This window comes from Moraxella bovoculi (assembly GCF_000988745.2).
In the GTDB taxonomy this organism is placed as follows: Bacteria; Pseudomonadota; Gammaproteobacteria; order Pseudomonadales; family Moraxellaceae; genus Moraxella; species Moraxella bovoculi.
Genome location: NZ_CP011381.2, coordinates 401,102 through 421,734 on the forward strand (window position 1 = coordinate 401,102; position 20,633 = coordinate 421,734).

The 20,633-nt window shown below is 44.5% G+C and carries 13 protein-coding genes, 2 rRNA genes and 1 pseudogene; 14 read left to right on the forward strand and 2 right to left on the reverse strand.

Annotated elements, in window-relative coordinates; all coding sequences use genetic code 11:
- Nucleotides 1-208 precede the first annotated feature (208 nt).
- The 14 genes and pseudogenes from AAX10_RS01910 to ftsZ all read left to right on the forward strand — a co-directional run bounded on the left by AAX10_RS01910 (nt 209) and on the right by ftsZ (nt 16,282).
- Nucleotides 209-3,067: ribosomal RNA gene (locus tag AAX10_RS01910) — 23S ribosomal RNA — on the forward strand.
- A gap of 117 nt (nt 3,068-3,184) precedes the next feature.
- A 5S ribosomal RNA gene (gene rrf / locus AAX10_RS01915) occupies nt 3,185-3,298 on the forward strand.
- A gap of 134 nt (nt 3,299-3,432) precedes the next feature.
- The gene (locus AAX10_RS01920) at nt 3,433-3,891 is read left to right on the forward strand and encodes a pilin (RefSeq protein ID WP_036366854.1); all 459 of its coding nucleotides are present in this window, start codon (nt 3,433-3,435) and stop codon (nt 3,889-3,891) included.
- A gap of 220 nt (nt 3,892-4,111) precedes the next feature.
- The gene (gene rpsB / locus AAX10_RS01925) at nt 4,112-4,927 is read left to right on the forward strand and encodes a 30S ribosomal protein S2 (protein WP_036366856.1); all 816 of its coding nucleotides are present in this window, start codon (nt 4,112-4,114) and stop codon (nt 4,925-4,927) included.
- 77 nt (nt 4,928-5,004) lie between these two features.
- Nucleotides 5,005-5,883: a translation elongation factor Ts gene (gene tsf / locus AAX10_RS01930; RefSeq protein WP_036366858.1), complete on the forward strand. Its 879-nt coding sequence runs from the start codon at nt 5,005-5,007 to the stop codon at nt 5,881-5,883.
- 137 nt (nt 5,884-6,020) lie between these two features.
- Nucleotides 6,021-6,671, forward strand: coding sequence for an orotate phosphoribosyltransferase (gene pyrE / locus AAX10_RS01935; protein ID WP_036366862.1), 651 nt, complete (start codon nt 6,021-6,023; stop codon nt 6,669-6,671).
- Between the two features lie 3 nt (nt 6,672-6,674).
- Complete coding sequence (gshB, locus tag AAX10_RS01940; protein ID WP_036366864.1) at nt 6,675-7,625, forward strand: glutathione synthase; 951 nt, start codon at nt 6,675-6,677, stop codon at nt 7,623-7,625.
- Between the two features lie 211 nt (nt 7,626-7,836).
- Complete coding sequence (locus AAX10_RS01945) at nt 7,837-9,951, forward strand: PhoX family protein (RefSeq protein WP_046699686.1); 2,115 nt, start codon at nt 7,837-7,839, stop codon at nt 9,949-9,951.
- A 239-nt stretch (nt 9,952-10,190) separates the two neighbouring features.
- A complete protein-coding gene (gene murG / locus AAX10_RS01950; protein WP_046699687.1) occupies nt 10,191-11,276 on the forward strand; it encodes an undecaprenyldiphospho-muramoylpentapeptide beta-N-acetylglucosaminyltransferase in 1,086 nt (361 codons plus the stop codon).
- A 30-nt stretch (nt 11,277-11,306) separates the two neighbouring features.
- Entirely contained in the window at nt 11,307-11,843 is a 537-nt protein-coding gene (locus AAX10_RS01955; RefSeq protein WP_046699688.1) for a GNAT family N-acetyltransferase, read from the forward strand.
- Between the two features lie 231 nt (nt 11,844-12,074).
- Entirely contained in the window at nt 12,075-12,407 is a 333-nt protein-coding gene (locus AAX10_RS01960) for a hypothetical protein (RefSeq protein ID WP_046700885.1), read from the forward strand.
- Nucleotides 12,408-12,444: 37 nt separating this feature from the next.
- Nucleotides 12,445-13,884 (forward strand): UDP-N-acetylmuramate--L-alanine ligase, encoded by a 1,440-nt coding sequence (gene murC, locus AAX10_RS01965; protein ID WP_046699689.1) that lies wholly within the window; start codon nt 12,445-12,447, stop codon nt 13,882-13,884.
- 36 nt (nt 13,885-13,920) lie between these two features.
- Nucleotides 13,921-14,838: a D-alanine--D-alanine ligase gene (locus tag AAX10_RS01970; RefSeq protein WP_046699690.1), complete on the forward strand. Its 918-nt coding sequence runs from the start codon at nt 13,921-13,923 to the stop codon at nt 14,836-14,838.
- Between the two features lie 312 nt (nt 14,839-15,150).
- Nucleotides 15,151-16,282: pseudogene (gene ftsZ / locus AAX10_RS01975) on the forward strand (cell division protein FtsZ).
- Nucleotides 16,283-16,668: 386 nt separating this feature from the next.
- Here the strand turns inward: ftsZ and AAX10_RS01980 are convergent.
- Complete coding sequence (locus AAX10_RS01980) at nt 16,669-19,269, reverse strand: prolyl oligopeptidase family serine peptidase (RefSeq protein ID WP_080946978.1); 2,601 nt, start codon at nt 19,267-19,269, stop codon at nt 16,669-16,671.
- An 84-nt stretch (nt 19,270-19,353) separates the two neighbouring features.
- Nucleotides 19,354-20,619, reverse strand: coding sequence for a porin family protein (locus AAX10_RS01985; protein ID WP_046699691.1), 1,266 nt, complete (start codon nt 20,617-20,619; stop codon nt 19,354-19,356).
- Nucleotides 20,620-20,633: the final 14 nt, after the last annotated feature.

The following is a 20,633-nucleotide window of genomic DNA, read 5'->3' on the forward strand; positions in this document are numbered from 1 at the left end:
TATGCTTTAACTTTATAAACTGACGAAGTTTATATCACTATTTAACAACGTATATATGAGTCTGGGTTAATTATTTAATTCCAACAAATAATTAACCATGGTGATTGTACCCAATACAATCACCTAAAGTAAAGAGAACTGAATCAAGCGTAAACATAGGTGAATCGTTACACATTACCCATACATTAAAGACCCTTTGGGGTTGTATGGTCAAGTAATGAAGTGCACATGGTGGATGCCTTGGCAGTCAGAGGCGATGAAAGACGTGATAGCCTGCGATAAGCGTCGGTGAGGTGGCAATATCCTGTGACCCGGCGATTTCTGAATGGGGAAACCCAGCCAACATAAGTTGGCTATCCTAACCTTTGGTTAGGAGGCGAACCGGGAGAAGTGAAACATCTCAGTACCCCGAGGAAAAGACATCAATAGAGATTCCCCAAGTAGCGGCGAGCGAACGGGGAGTAGCCGATCAAACTTGTAGTAGCAAAATGGCGTGGGAAAGCCAACCATAGTAGGTGATAGTCCTGTATGCGAAACTGCAAATGCGACATATTAAGTAGGGCGAGACACGTGAAATCTTGTCTGAAGATGGGGGGACCATCCTCCAAGGCTAAATACTCCTGACTGACCGATAGTGAACCAGTACCGTGAGGGAAAGGCGAAAAGAACCCCTGTTAGGGGAGTGAAATAGAACCTGAAACCGTGTGCATACAAGCAGTCGGAGCCCACTTGTTGGGTGACGGCGTACCTTTTGTATAATGGGTCAGCGACTTATATTCTGTAGCAAGGTTAACCGTTTAGGGGAGCCGTAGGGAAACCGAGTCTTAATAGGGCGAATTAAGTTGCAGGGTATAGACCCGAAACCGAGTGATCTATCCATGAGCAGGTTGAAAGTGCCGTAACAGGCACCGGAGGACCGAACCCACTGTCGTTGAAAAGCCAGGGGATGACTTGTGGATAGGGGTGAAAGGCTAATCAAACTCGGTGATAGCTGGTTCTCCCCGAAAGCTATTTAGGTAGCGCCTCGGACGAACACCATTGGGGGTAGAGCACTGTTTCGGCTAGGGGGTCATCCCGACTTACCAAACCGATGCAAACTCCGAATACCGATGAGTGATATCCGGGAGACAGACGGCGGGTGCTAACGTCCGTCGTCAAGAGGGAAACAACCCAGACCGCCAGCTAAGGCCCCAAATTCCTAGTTAAGTGGGAAACGATGTGGGAAGGCACAGACAGCTAGGATGTTGGCTTAGAAGCAGCCATCATTTAAAGAAAGCGTAATAGCTCACTAGTCGAGTCGGCCTGCGCGGAAGATGTAACGGGGCTCAAACTAGGAGCCGAAGCTGCGGATTTAATTGTTTCAATTAAGTGGTAGGGGAGCGTTGTGTAAGCCTGTGAAGGTGTATCGTAAGGTATGCTGGAGGTATCACAAGAGCGAATGCTGACGTGAGTAACGACAAAACGGGTGAAAAGCCCGTTCGCCGGAAGACCAAGGGTTCCAGTCCAACGTTAATCGGGGCTGGGTGAGTCGACCCCTAAGGCGAGGCCGAAAGGCGTAGTCGATGGGAAATCGGTTAATATTCCGATACTTGTTTATGATGCGATGGAGGGACGGAGAAGGTTATGTCAGCCTGGCGTTGGTTGTCCAGGTGGAAGGATGTAGGTAGGTTTAGTAGGCAAATCCGCTAGACTATTACTGAGATCTGATAGCAAGCCAGTTTACTGGCGAAGTGGCAAATACCCTGCTTCCAGGAAAAGCTTCTAAGCGATAGTCATAAACAAATCGTACCCGAAACCGACACAGGTGGTCAGGTAGAGAATACCAAGGCGCTTGAGAGAACTCTGCTGAAGGAACTAGGCAAAATGGTACCGTAACTTCGGGAGAAGGTACGCTGCCGATGGTGATGGAACTTGCTTCCTGAGCTGTTGGCAGTCGCAGATACCAGGCTGCTGCAACTGTTTATTAAAAACACAGCACTCTGCAAACACGAAAGTGGACGTATAGGGTGTGATGCCTGCCCGGTGCTGGAAGGTTAATTGATGGGGTTAGCGTATGCGAAGCTCTTGATCGAAGCCCCAGTAAACGGCGGCCGTAACTATAACGGTCCTAAGGTAGCGAAATTCCTTGTCGGGTAAGTTCCGACCTGCACGAATGGCATAATGATGGCAGCGCTGTCTCCAGCAGAGACTCAGTGAAATCGAAATCGCAGTGAAGATGCTGTGTACCCGCGGCTAGACGGAAAGACCCCGTGAACCTTTACTACAGCTTTACATTGAACTTTGACCTAACTTGTGTAGGATAGGTGGGAGGCTTTGAAGTGGCGACGCCAGTTGCCATGGAGCCATCCTTGAAATACCACCCTGGTTATGTTGGGGTTCTAACTTGAGATTAACAGATCTAAGGACAATGTATGGTGGGTAGTTTGACTGGGGCGGTCTCCTCCTAAAGAGTAACGGAGGAGTACGAAGGTGCGCTCAGAACGGTCGGAAATCGTTCAAAGAGTATAAAGGCAAAAGCGCGCTTAACTGCGAGACCCACAAGTCGAGCAGGTACGAAAGTAGGTCTTAGTGATCCGGTGGTTCTGTATGGAAGGGCCATCGCTCAACGGATAAAAGGTACTCTGGGGATAACAGGCTGATACCGCCCAAGAGTTCATATCGACGGCGGTGTTTGGCACCTCGATGTCGGCTCATCTCATCCTGGGGCTGAAGCAGGTCCCAAGGGTATGGCTGTTCGCCATTTAAAGAGGTACGCGAGCTGGGTTTAGAACGTCGTGAGACAGTTCGGTCCCTATCTACCGTGGGCGTTGGAAATTTGAGAGGATCTGCTCCTAGTACGAGAGGACCAGAGTGGACGAACCTCTGGTGTTCCGGTTGTTTCGCCAGAAGCATCGCCGGGTAGCTACGTTCGGATGGGATAACCGCTGAAAGCATCTAAGCGGGAAGCCCACCTCAAGATAAGATTTCCCTAAAGAGCCGTTGTAGACTACGACGTTGATAGGTTGGGTGTGGAAGCATGGTGACATGTGTAGCTAACCAATACTAATTGCTCGTTTGGCTTGACCATACAACACCCAAGTGGTTTAGTATGAGATAAGTGTAAAGATTTTACCTAACAAGCTTGAATCAATCTTGAATAAAAACAAAACAACAGACTCATAAACAGCGTTGTTAATCCTTTTACGCTGACGACAATAGCAAGATGGAACCACCTGATCCCTTCCCGAACTCAGAAGTGAAACGTCTTAGCGCCGATGGTAGTGTGGTTCGCCCATGTGAGAGTAGGTCATCGTCAGCATCTTATTTGAGGCCCCTTCATCAGATGATGGAGGGGGTTTTTTTGTGTGGGGTTACATAAATATAAAGATATTGATAATATTGTAAAAAAGTGGCATAATTGATTCTAATTTGTTTGGGTTAAAGGTTTTATTTATGATTACTCAGAAAGGTTTTACCTTAATTGAGCTATTGATAGTTATTGTCATCATTGGGGTTCTTGCGATGTTTGCCATTCCGCAGTTCCAAAGTCGAACGGCAATCGCTCAGGTTACTCGTGTAACAATGGAGACAAGCCAGCTTAGAAGTACGATAGATATTTGCTTGATGCAGGGAAGTAATGGCACTAAATGCCAGTTGGGATGGTCAAAGAGTAATTTATTGCAAGACAGTGGCGTTGCCCCAGCTGCTACTGAGAATAATCCTGCAACTGGACAATCTGGTCTGATTGTTACTTTAGGTGAAACATCAACCATTGAGGCAACCTTGGGTGGTGACGCTGCTCGGTCCTTACATGGCAAGAAAATTACTTGGAAGCGTGATGGTCAAGGTGTTTGGGCTTGCACAACCGATGTTGATGAAGACTTGCGAACGCAAGGATGTGGTGCAGCGTAGAGTAGATAATATAATTGCTTTTTCATTCTTTATTTGATACAATAATATGTCTATTTTTAATAGGCGTATTTTTATCAACACTACACACACAAAAGCTATATGAAAAAGATGGCAGGGTGTTTGAAGGTTTGATTAATCTGCTGTTCGGCAGATGCGTGCCTTCGAATTTGCTATTCTTACTTTTGTGGAGGCGTAACCCAACTTATTTTTAGGAATTTTTATGTCAGATAAAAACCCAACTCAAATTTCAATGCGTGATTTGCTAGAAGCGGGTGCTCACTTTGGTCACCAAACTCGTTTTTGGAACCCAAAAATGAACCAATACATCTTTGGTGCACGTAACCGCATTCACATCATTAACCTTGAACACACTGTTAAGCAATTCAATGAAGCATTGACTTTTGCTAACCAACAAGCTGCTAACCGTAACAAGATCCTTTTTGTTGGTACTAAGCGCGCAGCAAGTGGTGTAATCCGCGAACAAGCACAACGTGCTGGCATGCCTTACATCGATCACCGCTGGTTAGGTGGTACTTTGACTAACTGGAAAACCATTCGTCAGTCAATCACTCGCCTAAAAGAGCTAGAGAAACAAGCTGAAGATGGTACTTTTGCAAAACTTACTAAGCGTGAAGCTCTTGAGCGTACCCGCGATATGGAGAAACTTGAGCGCGCACTCGGCGGTATCAAGGACATGGGTGGCTTGCCAGATGCATTATTCGTAATCGACGTTGATCACGAAGCAATTGCTATTAAAGAAGCTAAAAATCTAGGTATCCCTGTTATCGGTATCGTTGATACTAACTCTAACCCAGATAACGTTGATTATGTTATCGCCGCTAATGATGATGCGATTCGTGCAGTAAGCCTATATGCAACTGCCATGGCAGATGCCATCATCGCTGGTAAGGAGTATGCGAAGACTCAAGCTGGCAAATCTGAATTGGATGACGATAAAGCTGCCAATCGTGAGAATGCCACAGCGGAAGTTGAAGATACAGTTGACCAAGCAGGTCAAGTTGTGAATAACTACTAATTTGGCAAAAATTTTAGACTTATTATTCACTGATGAGTCTATTTTCAAAAATATTCAATTAAGAAAAGGCTGTAATTATGTCTCAAGTATCTGCAAAAACCGTTAAAGAACTTCGTGACCGTACTGGTCTTGGCATGATGGAATGTAAAAAAGCGCTAGAAGAAGCTGGTGGCGATATCGAACTTGCCATTGATAACCTACGTAAATCAGGTCAAGCTAAAGCTGCTAAAAAAGCAGGTAACATCGCTGCTGATGGTGCAATCGTTATTGCTCAAGCTGCTGGTAAAGCACTGCTATTAGAAGTAAACTGCCAAACTGACTTCGTTGCTAAAGACGAGAGCTTCACTGCATTCGCTAACAAAATAGCTGATCTTGCGCTAGCTAACAATACAACTGATGTTGAAGCGATCTCTGCACTACCTTATGGCGATGGCACGACTGTTGAAGAAGCTCGTATCGCATTGGTACAAAAAATCGGCGAAAATATCCAAGTTCGCCGCGCTGAAATCATCGAAGGCGCTAACCTTGCTGCATACCGTCACGGCATCCGTATCGGTGTTGTGGTATCAATGGAAGGTGGTTCAGAAGAGCTTGGTAAATCTGTTGCGATGCAAGTAGCTGCATTCAACCCACTGGCGGTTAATGAAGAAAGCGTACCTGCCGACATCCTAGCGCGTGAAAAAGACATCATCGAAGCTAAAGCTAAAGAATCAGGTAAGCCCGAAGCGGTTATTGAGAAGATGATTACCGGTGGTGTTCAAAAGTACCTAAACGAAGTAACGCTTGTAAATCAGCCATACGTTATCGACAATGAGAAGAAAGTTGGTGATGTACTGAAAGCTGAAAATGCAACTGTTCTAAGCTTTAAGCGTCTTGAAGTTGGCGAAGGCATCGAGAAGAAGCAAGAAGACTTCGCTGCTGAAGTTGCTGCTGCTCAAGCTGCTGCACAATCTTAATTCTTATTTGATTAAGATAGAACGCACTGATATTCAGTGCGTTTTTTATTGAAATTGAGCAAATCGTAAATTGATAAAAATAAAGTATGGGAGTACAATAGCTTTTTTTTATTTGCATATTAATTTAAAAATTGGAGATGTTCATGTTTAATAAGAATGAATTTATTCAGCTGTTGCTTGATTATGGCGTACTAAAATTTGGCGAATTTACCTTAAAATCAGGCCGAGTCAGTCCATACTTTTTTAATGCTGGATTATTATCAAGTGGTAAGGCGCTTGATATGCTATCAAAAGGTTATGCTCAAATCCTTGCTAATGAATTAAAAAACACCGAAAGTCCTACCATCTTCGGCGCGGCTTATAAGGGCATTCCTTTTGTGGCGACTACGGCACAGACTCTATGGCAATCTCATGATATTGACGCTGCTTGGGGCTATAACCGCAAAGAAGCTAAGACACACGGCGAGGGTGGTAACTTAGTCGGCGCAGATCTAACTGGGAAGTCAGTATGGGTGATCGATGACGTCATGACAGCTGGCACAGCGGTGCGTGAGGTGGTTGAGATTCTAAAAAATGCCGGTGCAAATCTTGCGGGAATTGTCATTGCACTTGATCGCAAAGAACGTGGGCAGGATGAACGTTCAGCAGTGCAACAGATCAATGATGACTTTGGCGTGCCTGTTCATGCGCTTGTAGATATCGATGATATTATTGCGTTTCTAGAAGCCAAAGGTGAGACCGAGCATCTGGCAAAAATGCAAGCCTATCGCCAGCAATATGGGATTTGAGCCATGAAAAAATTAAACTTTCTAATTGTCATGGATGATATTGCCGCCATCAGCTATAAAAAAGACACATCTCTTGCGATGATGTGGGCAATTAGCGAGCGTAATCATGGTTTGGCGTATTGCGGTATTCATGATCTGTGGCTTGATAAGGGTGAGCTTTGTGTGGATAAGCAGGATCTAAGAGTTTTTAAAAATCCTGAAAAATTTTACGAGCTTGATGAAAAAACCACCGTTAAGGCCACGGACTTTGATGTGATCTTGATGCGTAAAGATCCGCCATTTAACATGAACTTTTTGTATGCTTTGCATTTATTAGAATATGCCAAGCGCGCAGGGGTGCTTGTGGTGAATGATCCTAATTCAGTGCGTGCGTGCAACGAAAAGCTATTCGCGACGCAGTTTAGTGAATACATGAGCCCAACCATTGTCACTGCCAAGCAATCACACATTCGTGAATTCATCAATGAGTATGAAGATGTGATTGTCAAGCCACTAGATGGCATGGGCGGTATGGGGATTTTTCGGTTGACGGCAGACAGTCCGAACATCGGTTCAACCCTAGAGATGCTGACCCAGATGGAGAGCTTGCCCATCATGGCACAAAAATATCTACCAGAGATTAAAGAGGGCGATAAACGCGTGCTGATTGTTGGCGGAAAAGTGGTGCCGTATTGTTTGGCACGCATCCCACAAGGGGGCGAGACTCGTGGTAATTTGGCCGCAGGTGGTCACGGTGTTGCCATGCCACTGACTGATGCTGAGCTTGCTGTCGCCGAAAAAGTCGCGCCAACATTATTACAAAATGGTCTGTACTTTGTCGGGCTTGACCTAATCGGTGCAAAAATCACAGAAATTAACGTAACATCGCCAACTTGTGTGCGAGAGATTGATGATCAATGTGGCACGCAGATCGCGGTTGATTTTATCGAATTCATAGAGAAATTGGTAGATTGATATAGTATCCACATGGCAATAAGACGGTTATTTACCGTCTTATTCTTTATTATCTAATTGCAATTTTCATTCATGAAATTGTCATAAATATATCTTATCCTATGCATACCTTTTAATGGTTTGTTAATTTGAAAGTGTCCGATACTCACCGCAGTGTTAATCACACTTTTGGATTAATTTAACTGTATTTTTATCGTATTTGGAGTATGCCATGCTATCGCACAGCCCTAGTGAGTTAGATTTTGAAGATGAAGAATTTGTAGAGGATTCCAACTCAACAGACAACCCTGAATTTGCATCGATGATGAATTCTGTGCATCGCCGCAGCGTTCTAAAAGGCGGCGCTGGTCTGACTGCCGCAGCGTTTTTTGGTAGTTTCCCGTTGTCGGCGCTGGCTAAGCCATCAGCCAACACCGTCAAAAATTTACAACGTCCAGACTCGCTAAAATTCACCGCCGTGCCACACTATACAGGTGGCGACATGGTAGTGGCTGAGGGTTATCGTGCTGAGTTGATTTTGCCGCTGGGTACGCCACTGGTCAGTGGTATCGATGACTGGACGGATGATCGCATGGTGGTGGGCGAATCGTTCAGATACCGCATGGGCGATAACCACGATGGCATGTGGTTTTTTGGTCTAAAAAATGGTCAGTATGCGCCTGAAGTTTCGGAGCGTGGACTACTTGCCATGAACCATGAATATACCAATCCAAACCTAAACCCGATCGAAAATTATAAAGAAGAAGATCCAGGCGCAACCAAAATTTATCAAAAAAGAAAGCTAGCAAACGATGTTCGCCGTGAGATTCACGCGCATGGCGTGTCTGTGGTTGAGCTAAAGCGTACACCGACAGGTTATGAATTGGTTAAAGATTCTCCGTTTAACAAGCGTTATACCAGCGGCACGACAACCAAAATTTCAGGCGTCGCCAAAGGTAGTGAATATCTACAGACGAAAATCGACCCTAAGGGTTTAACCAGTGTTGGTATTAATAACCAGTGTGGCGCCGGATTGTCACCATGGGGAACGTATCTGACCACAGAAGAGAACTTTTTAAATGTATTTGCTCGTGGTGCGGACAAACACATCATTGGCGATGATAATGATAAGCGTGCTGCTCGTTATGGACTGAAAGAAAATAAGATTGGCGATCCTTCTTATTCATGGCACACACCTGCAGATGGTCATCAAGGCGAGTTCGATCATTGGGATGTGACCGCCAAACCTGACTCCAAGAAGCCTACCGACGATCATCGTAATACCTTCAATACCTTTGGCTATATCACCGAGATTGACCCGTTTAATCCAAAAGCACAAGCGGTGAAACGCACAAGTTTGGGTCGTTTTGCGCATGAGAACTGCGCTTTTGTGCCGCCAGAGCAGGGTGAGAACTTAGTGTTCTATATGGGTGATGATGCGCGTGGCGAGTACATCTATAAGTTCGTCTCAGATGCCAAGTGGTCAAACAAAGACATCGGCGGTGGTCTAAAAGCGGGCGATAAATACCTTGATAAAGGCACGCTATATGTTGCGGTGTTTAATGATGACGGCACGGGCGAGTGGCGTGAATTATCAAAGAAAAACCCTGCATTGACCGATTTTAAAGATGAAGCTGAGATCGCTGTCTTTGCTCGTTTGGCTGCTGACAAATTAGGCGCAACCAAGATGGATAGACCAGAATGGGTGTCGGTCAGCCCAATCACAGGCGAAGTCTATGTTACCTTAACCAATAACTCTAAGCGTAAAGAAGAAGATGTGAATGCTGCCAACCCTCGCAGCTACGATGGCAAAGGCAACCAGCATGGACACATCATCCGCTTTGCAGAATTGGCGGGCAATACAGGCGATAAGTTCCGCTGGGACATTTACCTGTTCGCCTCTCCACATGATAAGGCTGAGCAGAATCTATCTAAGCTAACCGCTGAGAACGATTTGTCAGCTCCAGATGGTCTGTTCTTTGATCCGCGTGGCGTCCTGTGGATTCAGACGGATGATGGTGCTTATACCAAGACTACCAACTGCATGCTGCTGGCAGCACTGCCGAATAAGATTGGTGATGGCGAGACCATCTCTACTACTGCCGGCAAGATGACGCACGTCGGGGCGACCGCTACGCCTGACACCTTAAAGCGTTTCTTTGTAGGTCCTGCTGGTTCAGAAGTGACGGGCATCACCATGACTCCTGACTTTAAGGCACTGTTCATCAACATCCAGCATCCAGAAGGAACTTTTGCTGCGGTGGCAGGTGGCAAGACACCCCGTTCGGCTACCGTAGTGATTACCAAAAAAGATGGTGGTGTGATATTGGCTGAGTCGTTTGCTTAATAATAACGGTACTGACAGAGTGATTAAGAGTGGATTTTCCACTCTTTTTTATTTTAAAAAATTTATCAAGTTGTAAAAAATGTTTTAAAAAATCTCTTCGATAGATTTCTTGATGGCGAATGTTTGATGGATTTTTGTAAGGTGTATAAATTTTTCTTGTAATTATTTAAAATTTATTTCAAAATATTGTATTGACTGGTTTTTTTTGCCAGTTGATAGCAATGTGTGAGGAATAAAATATGAATGTGTTGATGATGGCAGCAGGGACAGGTGGGCATGTCTTTCCTGCTTTGGCGGTTGCAGATGAGCTGACCAAAAGAGGTGCGGCGATACATTGGCTTGGGACGCCAAATGGCATGGAAAATGATTTGGTTGCTAAGCATGGGTATGTCATGCACCACATTCAAATGCAAGGTTTGAGAGGTAAGGGTTTGGCACGCATGATAAAGCTGCCTTTCATGCTTTTAAAATCGGTCATCGATGCTCGCAAGGTCATTGCAAACGAACGGATTGATGTCGTGGTAGGTTTTGGTGGTTATGTAACAGCACCAGGGGGGCTGGCAGCAAAACTTGCCAAAAAGCCACTCATCATTCATGAACAAAATGCCATTGTTGGTATGAGTAATAAGAATTTGGCTCGTCATGCTGATGTGATCTTGCAAGCATTTGATGGGGCGTTTGTCCATACGCATAAAGAACGCTTGATGACAGTGGGTAATCCTGTGCGTACAAGCATTGCGAATATTGAACCGCCTGCTTCTCGTTATGAGTGTCATGATGTCTCGCCGTTAAAGGTGCTGGTGGTGGGCGGTTCGCTTGGTGCAAAAGCAATCAACACCGCTATTGTGGATTTGTTAAAGCTAAGCGATAAGCCTTTATCCGTCAAGCACCAATGTGGCAAGGATAACTTTGATGAAATGCTGGTTGCCTACTCACAAGCAGGCATTGATATGAATAAGTATGCCGTACAACCGCTTGCCTTTATTGACGATATGGCGGCCGCTTATGCTTGGGCGGATGTGGTGGTGTGTCGTGCTGGAGCGTTGACCGTTACTGAGATTGGCAATGCTGGTGTGGCGGCGATTTTTATCCCTTTACCGACTGCGGTAGATGACCATCAAACCTTTAATGCCAAGTCCTTAACCGATAAGGGAGCGGGGATTTTATTACCTCAAAGTGAGCTATCAGGGGAGAAATTGGCACAGATTCTGGGTGATTTGACCCGTGAACAATGTTTGGCAATGGCACAAAAAGCCCATTCAATGGCAAATCCAAAGGCAGCTGAACAAGTGGCGGATATTGTGGAGAGTGCGGTTAAAAAATAGTTTTGATGGTCTTGTGATGAGGTAATAAAAATGTTTCACTATAAAATCAACGACACATTAAACCTGGCCTTGGTGCATTCATCATTTGCCAGTCAAATGAATGGCATCGTTAATGTGCAAAAAGACTACTTGGGTGAATGGCTACCATGGGCGAATGACTTTAGCGAAAATAGCTATTGTGAATTTGTCAAATTTGCTCTACATCAATATGCTGAGAATAAAGCCATTCACACCCATGTTATTTATGAAGATAAAATTATTGGTGCGGTGAGCTTAAATAATATTTATCATCATCTAAAAAAGGCGGAAATCGGCTATTGGCTACGCCAAGATTATCAAGGGCGTGGCATCATGAGTCTTGCGGTGCGTGCCATTATGGATATTGCGAAAAATACCTACGGCATGGAAGTGGTGGATATTAAAGCGGGCGAGCACAATATCCCAAGCCGACGAGTTGCTGAGCGACTGGGATTTGAGTTTTGTGGGATCATTGCCAATAATGAAAATGTTAATGGCGATATCATTAGCCATGCGGTTTATACTTATCAGTTGAGTGCAAAGACTTGAATTTGAATGGTTGATAATGGGTGTGTCTAATTAAGACCATTTGGGCAAGAGTTTTAAAATTGATACCTAATTGATGATGTTATTATTTGATGCCATCGAACACTAATTTACGAAAATGATTGAGCTAAATTCACTCATCAGACTTGCTTGGCAAAAAAATTGAAATTGTCAAAAACAGTGAGCCTTTCAAATTAAATGCCATTTGTGCATTCGATTTATTTACACAGTATAATGAAAATGTCAACAGTTAGTTTACTTATTAGCCATACCGCCATTCACGACATTGAAAAAAGTCGTTATTTTAAGCACTATTTAATTGCCAAAGAGCCTTTTATTTATAGCAGAATGGCAGGCAATACAATGGTTGATGACAAAATCAATGGTGAGTTCTTAAAATTTTTAAGAAATTTGAATAAGCCCATTTATTTTGTTACTGGCGAATTAAAACATCGTCAAGGTGAATTGGATTTTGCCTTGCAATTATTAAATGACAATGATTTAAAAAATTGCAAAACATTGAATGATGATTTGTTAATTTTACCCAACCAATTTTATGGCGTTTAACTGGCTAAATGTCGCTTTTATTTTAAAGGAACAACAAATGACCAATCCCAAACAACCCCTACCCAAACAACTTATCCAAATCCCAGAAATGCGTCGCATTAAACACATTCATTTTGTCGGGATTGGTGGGGCGGGAATGTGTGGCATTGCCGAAGTGTTATTTAATCAAGGCTATGGCGTATCAGGCTCGGACATCAAGCAAAGTCAAGTTACTCAAAGATTGCGAGCATTGGGTGTGACCATTTTTATTGGGCATAGTGCCGACAATATCAAAAACGCCGATGTGATTGTGGTATCATCTGCCATTGACAAAAATAACCCAGAGATTAAATCAGCCCTGCAAGCCCGTTTGCCTGTGGTTCGCCGTGCCGATATGCTGGGCGAGCTTATGCGATATCGCCATAGCATTGCGGTGGCGGGCGCTCACGGCAAAACCACGACCACAAGCCTTTTGACAATGATGCTGACCGAAGCAGGCTTTGATCCCACTTATGTGATTGGCGGTAAATTAAACGCATCGGGTAAGAACGCATCGTTGGGCAGCTCTCGATATTTGGTGGCGGAAGCCGATGAGTCGGATGCCTCATTCCTGTCGCTGCGTCCGATGGCGGCGATCGTGACCAACATCGATGAAGATCACATGGAGACCTATGGCGGCAGCTTTGATAAGTTAAAGCAGGCTTATATCCAATTCCTGCAAAATATGCCCTTTTATGGATTGGCGGTAATTTGTGGCGATGATCAAGAATTGTCTGGCATGATTGATGACATTGCGCGCCCTGTACTAACTTTCGGTTTCGGTTCGCATAATGACGTGCAGGCGACCCACCTAGAGGTGGAAGGTACACGCACGCATTTTACTGTACTGCGCAAGGATCGCGAGCCACTTCGCCTGACTTTAAACATCCCTGGCGAGCACAACGTCCTAAATGCACTGGCTGCCATCACTCTGGCGACTGATGAAGGCGTGGATGATGAGGCGATCGTTCGTGCGGTGAGTAAGTTTGCAGGCGTGGGTCGCCGCTTTGAACAGCAGGCAGACATTACTGTAGATGGCGGCAATGTACTACTGATTGATGACTATGGGCATCATCCAACCGAAGTGCTGGCCACCATCAAGGCAGCTCGCCAAAGCTATCCCGAGCGTCGCTTAGTGATGATGTTCCAGCCGCACCGTTATAGCCGTACTCGTGACTGCTTTGATGAGTTTGTTGAGGTGTTGTCGAATGTCGATGAGCTGCTTTTGTTGGATGTGTATCCAGCAGGCGAGGCGTTGATTGTGGGTGCCGATACTAAGTCATTGGCGCGCAGCATTCGCCTACGTGGACAAGTCGAGCCAACGCTCGTGGATAAAGAAAATCTAGCACCAGTCATGCAGCGCGTCCTAAAAGCCGGCGATCTTCTAATCACTCAAGGCGCGGGCAATGTGGGGCAGATTTGTTTGGATTTAAGAGATAACGAACTGTATCTAAAATAATTCATAGATAAATAATTAGACCATTTGAGAGATAACATGACAAAGATTGATCCAACTGCTTTTGGTAAAGTGGCTGTTGTTTGTGGTGGCACGAGCAGTGAGTGCGAAGTTTCATTAAATAGTGGCAAGGCGGTGCTAAATGCATTGCTTTCAAAAGGTGTGGACGCGCATCATTTTGACCCCAAAGAGACCGACATCTCGAAGCTGCGTGACTATGACCGTGTGTTTAATGTACTGCATGGTACATTTGGCGAGGATGGCAGCTTACAAGGCGTGCTGGATGGTTTTAATATCCCATACACAGGCTGTGGCGTGCTGGCTTCTGCTGTTGCGATGGATAAATTTCGCAATCGCTTATTGTGGCAGTCATTGGGGCTTCCGAATGTGCCTTATGTAGTCTTAAATGACGACAGTGATTTTGAGCAAGTAGAAAAAGAGTTGGGCTTTCCTTTGTTTGTCAAACCGGCAGCTGAGGGTTCTAGCGTTGGCGTGATGATGATTGAGAGGGTGGGCGATTTGGCAAAAGCATACCCTAAGCTTAAGCAGTATCACGGCGAGATTCTTGCAGAAAAAGCAATCACAGGCGGTGAGTACGCGTGTTCGCTGCTTGGCGATACGGTGCTGCCAAGTATTCGCATCATCCCTAAGGGTAAGTTCTATGACTATGATGCCAAATATCTGCGCGACGACACGGTATATCAATGTCCATCAGATCTAACGGATAAGCAGGAGCGTGAAATGGGCGAGCTTGCGCGACGTGCCTTTAGCGGCATTGGTGGTCGTGGTTGGGCGCGCGTCGATTTTCTAAAGTCTGACGATGGTAAATTATACCTATTAGAGATCAATACTGTGCCAGGCATGACGGATCACAGCTTGGTACCGATGGCGGCAAAGCAAGCGGGAATTGATTTTGCAACCTTATGTGTGACCATCTTAGAGCAGACCTTGTCTTAATATTAAATTCAATAAAAAAGCCGAAACGTGATTCGGCTTTTTTATTGTCTAAGGACAAGCGATGATTGCAGATTTAAACTGTAACTTATTGTCTTAATAAATGACCATATCAAAGGCAATAAGTTGCATACGGCAATCGGTGCATTACTATATCAAAATAGCGAGCAGTTTTTACGCAATGGTCATGATGATTCGCCAGTTCAGAGCGACCTGGTGAATAAAATTTCTAAAGCTTGGCAGTCATTTGCTAAGAGCGTTAAAAAGTGGTTTTGATGTCTTTTTTTGAGTCATTTTTACTAATTTGGAGGAAATATGTCGGCTTATAGCATGTCAGACGACACGCAACTTGATACAGACGGACAAGCGAAATTCATTGTTTTTTGGAGTAGGCGGTTGCGGAGGCAATGCGGTTGAGCATATGGTTCGTCAGAATGTTTCAGGTGTGACATTCGTGGCGACCAACACTGATGCTCAAGTCCTTGAGCATTTATCAGTACCTAATAAATTTCAATTTGGCGGGGCGGGCTTAGGTGTGGGCGGTCGTCCAGCTCAAGGGCGTGAGTTGGCAGAGCAAAACGGAGAAGAAATTCGCTCGTTATTGTCAGGCTATCACATGGTATTTATTACCTCAGGCATGGGTGGTGGCACAGGCACAGGGGCGGCTCCTGTCATTGCTCGCATTGCTAAAGAAATGCAGCTTTTAACGGTAGCGGTAGTAACGACACCATTTAAGTTTGAGGGCAGTAAACGCACGAAGATTGCTAAAGAGGGTATTGCTGAACTGTCCCAACATGTTGATTCTATCATCACAGTGCCTAACGAAAAATTACGCCAAGTTTATAATAATATTTCCATCGCAGACGCCTTTAAAAAAGCAGATGATGTGTTGTTATTTGCCGTCCAGGGAATTATTGAGACCGTGCGTTGTCCAGGTCAGGTCAATGTGGACTTTGAAGATGTTTGCACCGCCATGCAGTCTCGTGGATATGCGATGATGGGTATTGGGCGTGCCAGTGGTGATGATCGTGCCAAACAAGCCACTGAAAAAGCAACTCGCTCACCGCTGCTAGATGATTTGCGTCTTGACAATGCTAAAGGATTGATTGTTAGTATCAAAGGTATGCAGGAATCCATGAATTTAAGTGAGGCAGATGAAATCGGTGGGCTGCTTTCAAAGATTGCTGACTTAGATGAGGGTGATATTTTCTGGGGTTTTGTGTATGATGATACGATGGGTGATGAATTGCAAGTAACTGTGATTGCAACAGGGCTGACCTTAAACGAGAGTGCACAACCTCAATCATCTGGACAGCAAGCACCAGCAGGTCATGCCAGTGCCATCAGTCAACAAGGTTCTCAGCAATCAGCAGAGTCGTCATCAGGGCCTGTTCGTAGGACTGTTCAGCCAATCCATGTTGGTGATTATCTAAAAAGACAGCAATAGGATAATAATGAGCGATCCTCTCTTTGTTACCACAAAAAACCCATGTCGTCGCATGGGTTTTTTGTGGAGATGACTTGGTCGGATGAGCATATGTTCAGCCCATCATCTTACCCTTGCTATATTATTCACCTGAATTAAACGCCATTGAGCAGACTTGGGCAACCATTAAGAAATGGCTTGGAAGTCATTTATCAAAGTTTGAGGGTATTCAGCAAGGGTTGGTGGGTTATTTTGGGGTTAATTGAGTATATTGTTCCAAGCTAATGTCTTTTGTTTGGGTTTATTGAATGTGCGGTAATGGTGGTGTGGATTGTGATATTTTAAAAATGGATTTGGTATAAAAAAGGTCTTTAGTTAATCTAAAGACCTTTTTGAATGATGATGGCTTACTTATTGACTTTTTCTTTTTGTTGCTTTTGACGCTCAGCTTTCGCTGCATCTTCAGCACGCCATTTGTCCGTCTTCATTTCATCTGCTGTTGGGCGTTTTTCAAGATTTGGTACGCTCTTAGCCCCCAGCTCTTTGAATGCAAAAGCAATCGTCATCAATTCGTTGTTTTTACGCTCAGCATAGATATTTGAACTGTGACCATGGTTTTCAGATGCATATAACAATGCTGGACGACCGCAACTCTCAATCTCTTGAAGTTTAGCCACAAACTTATAAGAGTGCGATGGTACGACACGGTCATCTCGTTTTGATGTTTGAACCAAGGTTGATGGATAGCATGTGCCAGACTTTAAGTTGTGATAAGGCGAATAGCTCATCAAGACATCATAAACATGACGACCTTCAGATGGCACGCCATACTCCTCCATCCAGTATTGGGTGATGCCCATGTCTGATTGGCGAAGCTGATCTAGTACTGCGACTTGCGGCAATGCTACTCGGTATTTTTCTGGATGTCGAACCATTGCTGCTCCGACCAAAAGACCGCCATTTGATCCGCCCATGATGCCCAGATGATCGGGATCGGCATAGCCTGCTTGGTTGAGGTAATCGGCTGCTGCAGCAAAATCGTCATAGCCTGTCAAGCGATTGGTGTATTTTGCGGCATTTTGCCATTCTTCGCCGTACTCACCACCACCACGAATGAAGGCATGAGCCCATACGCCACCATTTTCTAGCCAAGCGGTATTTGCAGGGAAGCCGAATGCTTGATCATAAATGACGCCATAACCACCGTAGCCATACAGTATGGTTGGGTTTTTGCCATCTAAGACGATGCCTTTTTTGTAGCTGATGTTCATTGGAACTTTTGTGCCGTCATAAGAGGTATAAAATACCACTTTGCTTTCGTATTGAGTTTCATCAAAAGGCACCAAGTCAGAACGACGAATATCTAAATACTCATCTTTGGCAATGCTGTACTTATATTCTGTCTGAGGGAAAGTGGGATTTTCAAAAGAGAATTTGATGTAGTTTTCATTCGCTTCTGGATCGTCGTCTTTGTTTTTATCCTTGTCTTTATCAGACTCTTTGCCCACAACATTGCCAGAAAGGTCGGAAATATATCCAGCACCTTGTGGCGGAGTTAGATCTTTTAGGAACTTTCCTGTGGTGGCATCTACCAGTTTTAGACGGCTGACCCCATCTTTGAGATAGGTAACCAAGAAATAGCCATCACCCTCTTCGTGATAATAGGCATCACGCATTAAGTCTAAGTCTTCTGGAGTGGTAACCACAACTTCTCGTTTTTTAAGATTATCCAAGTTGGTTTTGATGATTTCACCTTTGCGATTATTCTCGCCACTGATGAGCCAAACATCACGGGTTTTGTCATCAAAGTGAACCAATTCAGCTAAGACATTGTTATTAAATGCAATTTTATAGCGAATGGCTTCATCAAAGAATTTGGGGTTATGTAGGCGATAGATGTCTCCTGTTTTGCGATCTTTGATAAAGGCGGTGTTTGTACCGAAGGCTATGGCGTTCATGACCAAGTAACGATCGTCATCGCCTTCAAAAGAGATGCCAGTAACTGCACTGCCTCCGAGATGTAAGTAGCTGACTTCAATAGGATCATTAAAGCGCTCTTTGCCAATATCACGACGATAAATGGCAAGTTGTGGAGAGTTGCCTACATAAAATAAAGTGTCATCATCCAGCCATGTGGCTTTCATGATGTCTCGTCTAATGTTTTTGATGACAGGCGTAGCAAGCTTGCCTGTGCGAGTATCAATGACATGTAAATATCTTGGGTCAATGTCAGCAGAGCCTGAGCGGACGAAGAAAGAGATGTAGCTGCCATCTTTACTCACTTTGACACCACGAATGTCGGCTTTGCCGTTTGGTTCGGCCTTGCCATCTGGTGAGATGTTTGCTTCATTAAGCAGCTCGGTACGAGTACCATCTGGTGCAATCTTCTCAATGCGATCATAGCCGTCCGCATGACGATAGTAACGGATTTCACCGATGCCATCACGATTGGTGTGACTGATGGTGTGCTCGACGCCTTTTAAGGCTTCGTAGTTGCGTTTTAATTGTTCATAGAAAGGTGAATCTTTGACATATTCTGTGGACAGTGCATTTTGAGCATTGACCCAGTCATTGACCTCACTAGATACTTTTGGCTGAACGGTTTGTAGGTATTTGGTGGTTCTGGCTTCAAGTGGATGATCGTCCTCAAAACGAGTGCCGATCATGTTGCGTTGGCGGTCATCACTGGTCTCATTGGCGACATAAGCATCGATGTTGTCATACTCTTCTAGCCAACGATATTTATCGACAATCGTGCCACCGATATAGTGATCAATGCCATCATCGGGAATGTTTTGAGCGTTGTCATATCGTGCGTTTTTGATGTCCGCTGTATTGGCAGACATGCCAAATTCACCGCTTAAAAATGGATCGTAGCTGTCTTGGTGTACACGAGTTTTTGGATAATGTAATTTGTCTTTATTGTCTCTGCCATCATCGGCATATGCCGCTGTCATGCAGACAGACGATGCTACTGCCAATGCCAGTGAGGTAAGTTTTAGTTTCATATGGTATCCTGTTTATGATTGTATTGCCACAGATGGATTGAATTGCTCAATCCATCTGAACATCCATTAAGTGGCCGTATTGGTTTAGAAATTAAACACAACGCCAGCACGGATATTGTCATCGCTGATTTTGCTGGTGTTGGTTGAGCCTAATTTAAATTTTGTTAATTCGGTGTCGTAGCGACCATAGATGCGAACATTTGGGCGAGCCATGTAGTCTAGCTGCACATAAGCTTCTTTGGTATTGGCTTTGTCATACAGATATTGCTCTTTGGCATCGACATAAGAAAGTATTTGTAGTCCGCCTGTCTGCTGACCGATTGTATTTAAGGCATTGGCATCATTGCTTAGTGGTGCCGCACCTTTTTTCAGCTTAGTCTCTGCCTTTTTGGTGCCGTAGCCTGCACTGACTTGAAAGATTGGGTTGATGTCATAGGCGACTTTCACACCCAAATAATCAGTATCTCGCTTATCTAGTGGGGTAAAATTGCTTTCAGACATGGTTTCTTGTTTGCGACCAATATCAGTAGCTACCAAGAATTTGCCTGCTTGATACTCCAATGATGCTGCCAAACCGTCTGTCTTACTAGGATAGCGGTTTAGGGTGTTTTGATTGGCTTTCCAGGTATCCCCATTAATGCTAGTTTCAGGATTGTAATCACTGTGTGTGTATCCTGCCGCCACTCTTAGCGTTTGACCTTCTGCCACTGGGAAGCGATAGCTTGCTGATGCCCCATAGCCTGATTTTACAGCACCGTTGTTTTCTTTGGTAACATCATTATACCCTGCAAGACTGTAATAAGCACTGGCTTGTAAGCCCTTGATGCCATAGTAATCAAAGCGTAAGGCACTGGTGCTAAAAATATCCAATGGGGTGTCTGTGCCTGTGCGATTGACATAGTTGGTGTGTAGATATTGACGACCTAGGCTGATGGCACCCACATTTTTTTTATCCAATGACAAGCTTGAATTGGACAAATAAAAATTACTGCCTCTGATATAGCCAAGACCGATATTTCCTGTTGCACGCCAGTCGTTTGGCAATTCTTGTGAGCTACGGAAATCAATATAAGATACGCCATGATTTTGGCTTAGGCGAGGCTTTTTATCTGTGGTTGATAATTTGGTACCTGCTGGTTGTAATTCCGGATTTTCGACTATTTTGTTCATTGGGCTTTCAAGGGTGAATTGTCGGTCTTGCTTGGTGAGTTGAATGTCAACTTGACCGCCAATATCTAAAGTCAAACCGTCTTTTTTGTATAGATTGTAAACAGCATGGGCATTGGTAGCTACGATGGCAGTACCAATCAATAGGGCGATTTTGGTTAGCTTAAAAGTTGGAGTGTTCATAAAAAATCCTTATT

What these genes read in the sequence shown, in the direction of transcription:
- AAX10_RS01920 (WP_036366854.1), top strand. Translation starts at nt 3,433, where the DNA reads ATGATTACTCAGAAAGGTTTTACCTTAATTGAGCTATTGATAGTTATT.
- rpsB (WP_036366856.1), top strand. Translation starts at nt 4,112, where the DNA reads ATGTCAGATAAAAACCCAACTCAAATTTCAATGCGTGATTTGCTAGAA.
- tsf (WP_036366858.1), top strand. Translation starts at nt 5,005, where the DNA reads ATGTCTCAAGTATCTGCAAAAACCGTTAAAGAACTTCGTGACCGTACT.
- pyrE (WP_036366862.1), top strand. Translation starts at nt 6,021, where the DNA reads ATGTTCATGTTTAATAAGAATGAATTTATTCAGCTGTTGCTTGATTAT.
- gshB (WP_036366864.1), top strand. Translation starts at nt 6,675, where the DNA reads ATGAAAAAATTAAACTTTCTAATTGTCATGGATGATATTGCCGCCATC.
- AAX10_RS01945 (WP_046699686.1), top strand. Translation starts at nt 7,837, where the DNA reads ATGCTATCGCACAGCCCTAGTGAGTTAGATTTTGAAGATGAAGAATTT.
- murG (WP_046699687.1), top strand. Translation starts at nt 10,191, where the DNA reads ATGAATGTGTTGATGATGGCAGCAGGGACAGGTGGGCATGTCTTTCCT.
- AAX10_RS01955 (WP_046699688.1), top strand. Translation starts at nt 11,307, where the DNA reads ATGTTTCACTATAAAATCAACGACACATTAAACCTGGCCTTGGTGCAT.
- AAX10_RS01960 (WP_046700885.1), top strand. Translation starts at nt 12,075, where the DNA reads ATGAAAATGTCAACAGTTAGTTTACTTATTAGCCATACCGCCATTCAC.
- murC (WP_046699689.1), top strand. Translation starts at nt 12,445, where the DNA reads ATGACCAATCCCAAACAACCCCTACCCAAACAACTTATCCAAATCCCA.
- AAX10_RS01970 (WP_046699690.1), top strand. Translation starts at nt 13,921, where the DNA reads ATGACAAAGATTGATCCAACTGCTTTTGGTAAAGTGGCTGTTGTTTGT.
- AAX10_RS01980 (WP_080946978.1), bottom strand. Translation starts at nt 19,269, where the DNA reads ATGAAACTAAAACTTACCTCACTGGCATTGGCAGTAGCATCGTCTGTC.
- AAX10_RS01985 (WP_046699691.1), bottom strand. Translation starts at nt 20,619, where the DNA reads ATGAACACTCCAACTTTTAAGCTAACCAAAATCGCCCTATTGATTGGT.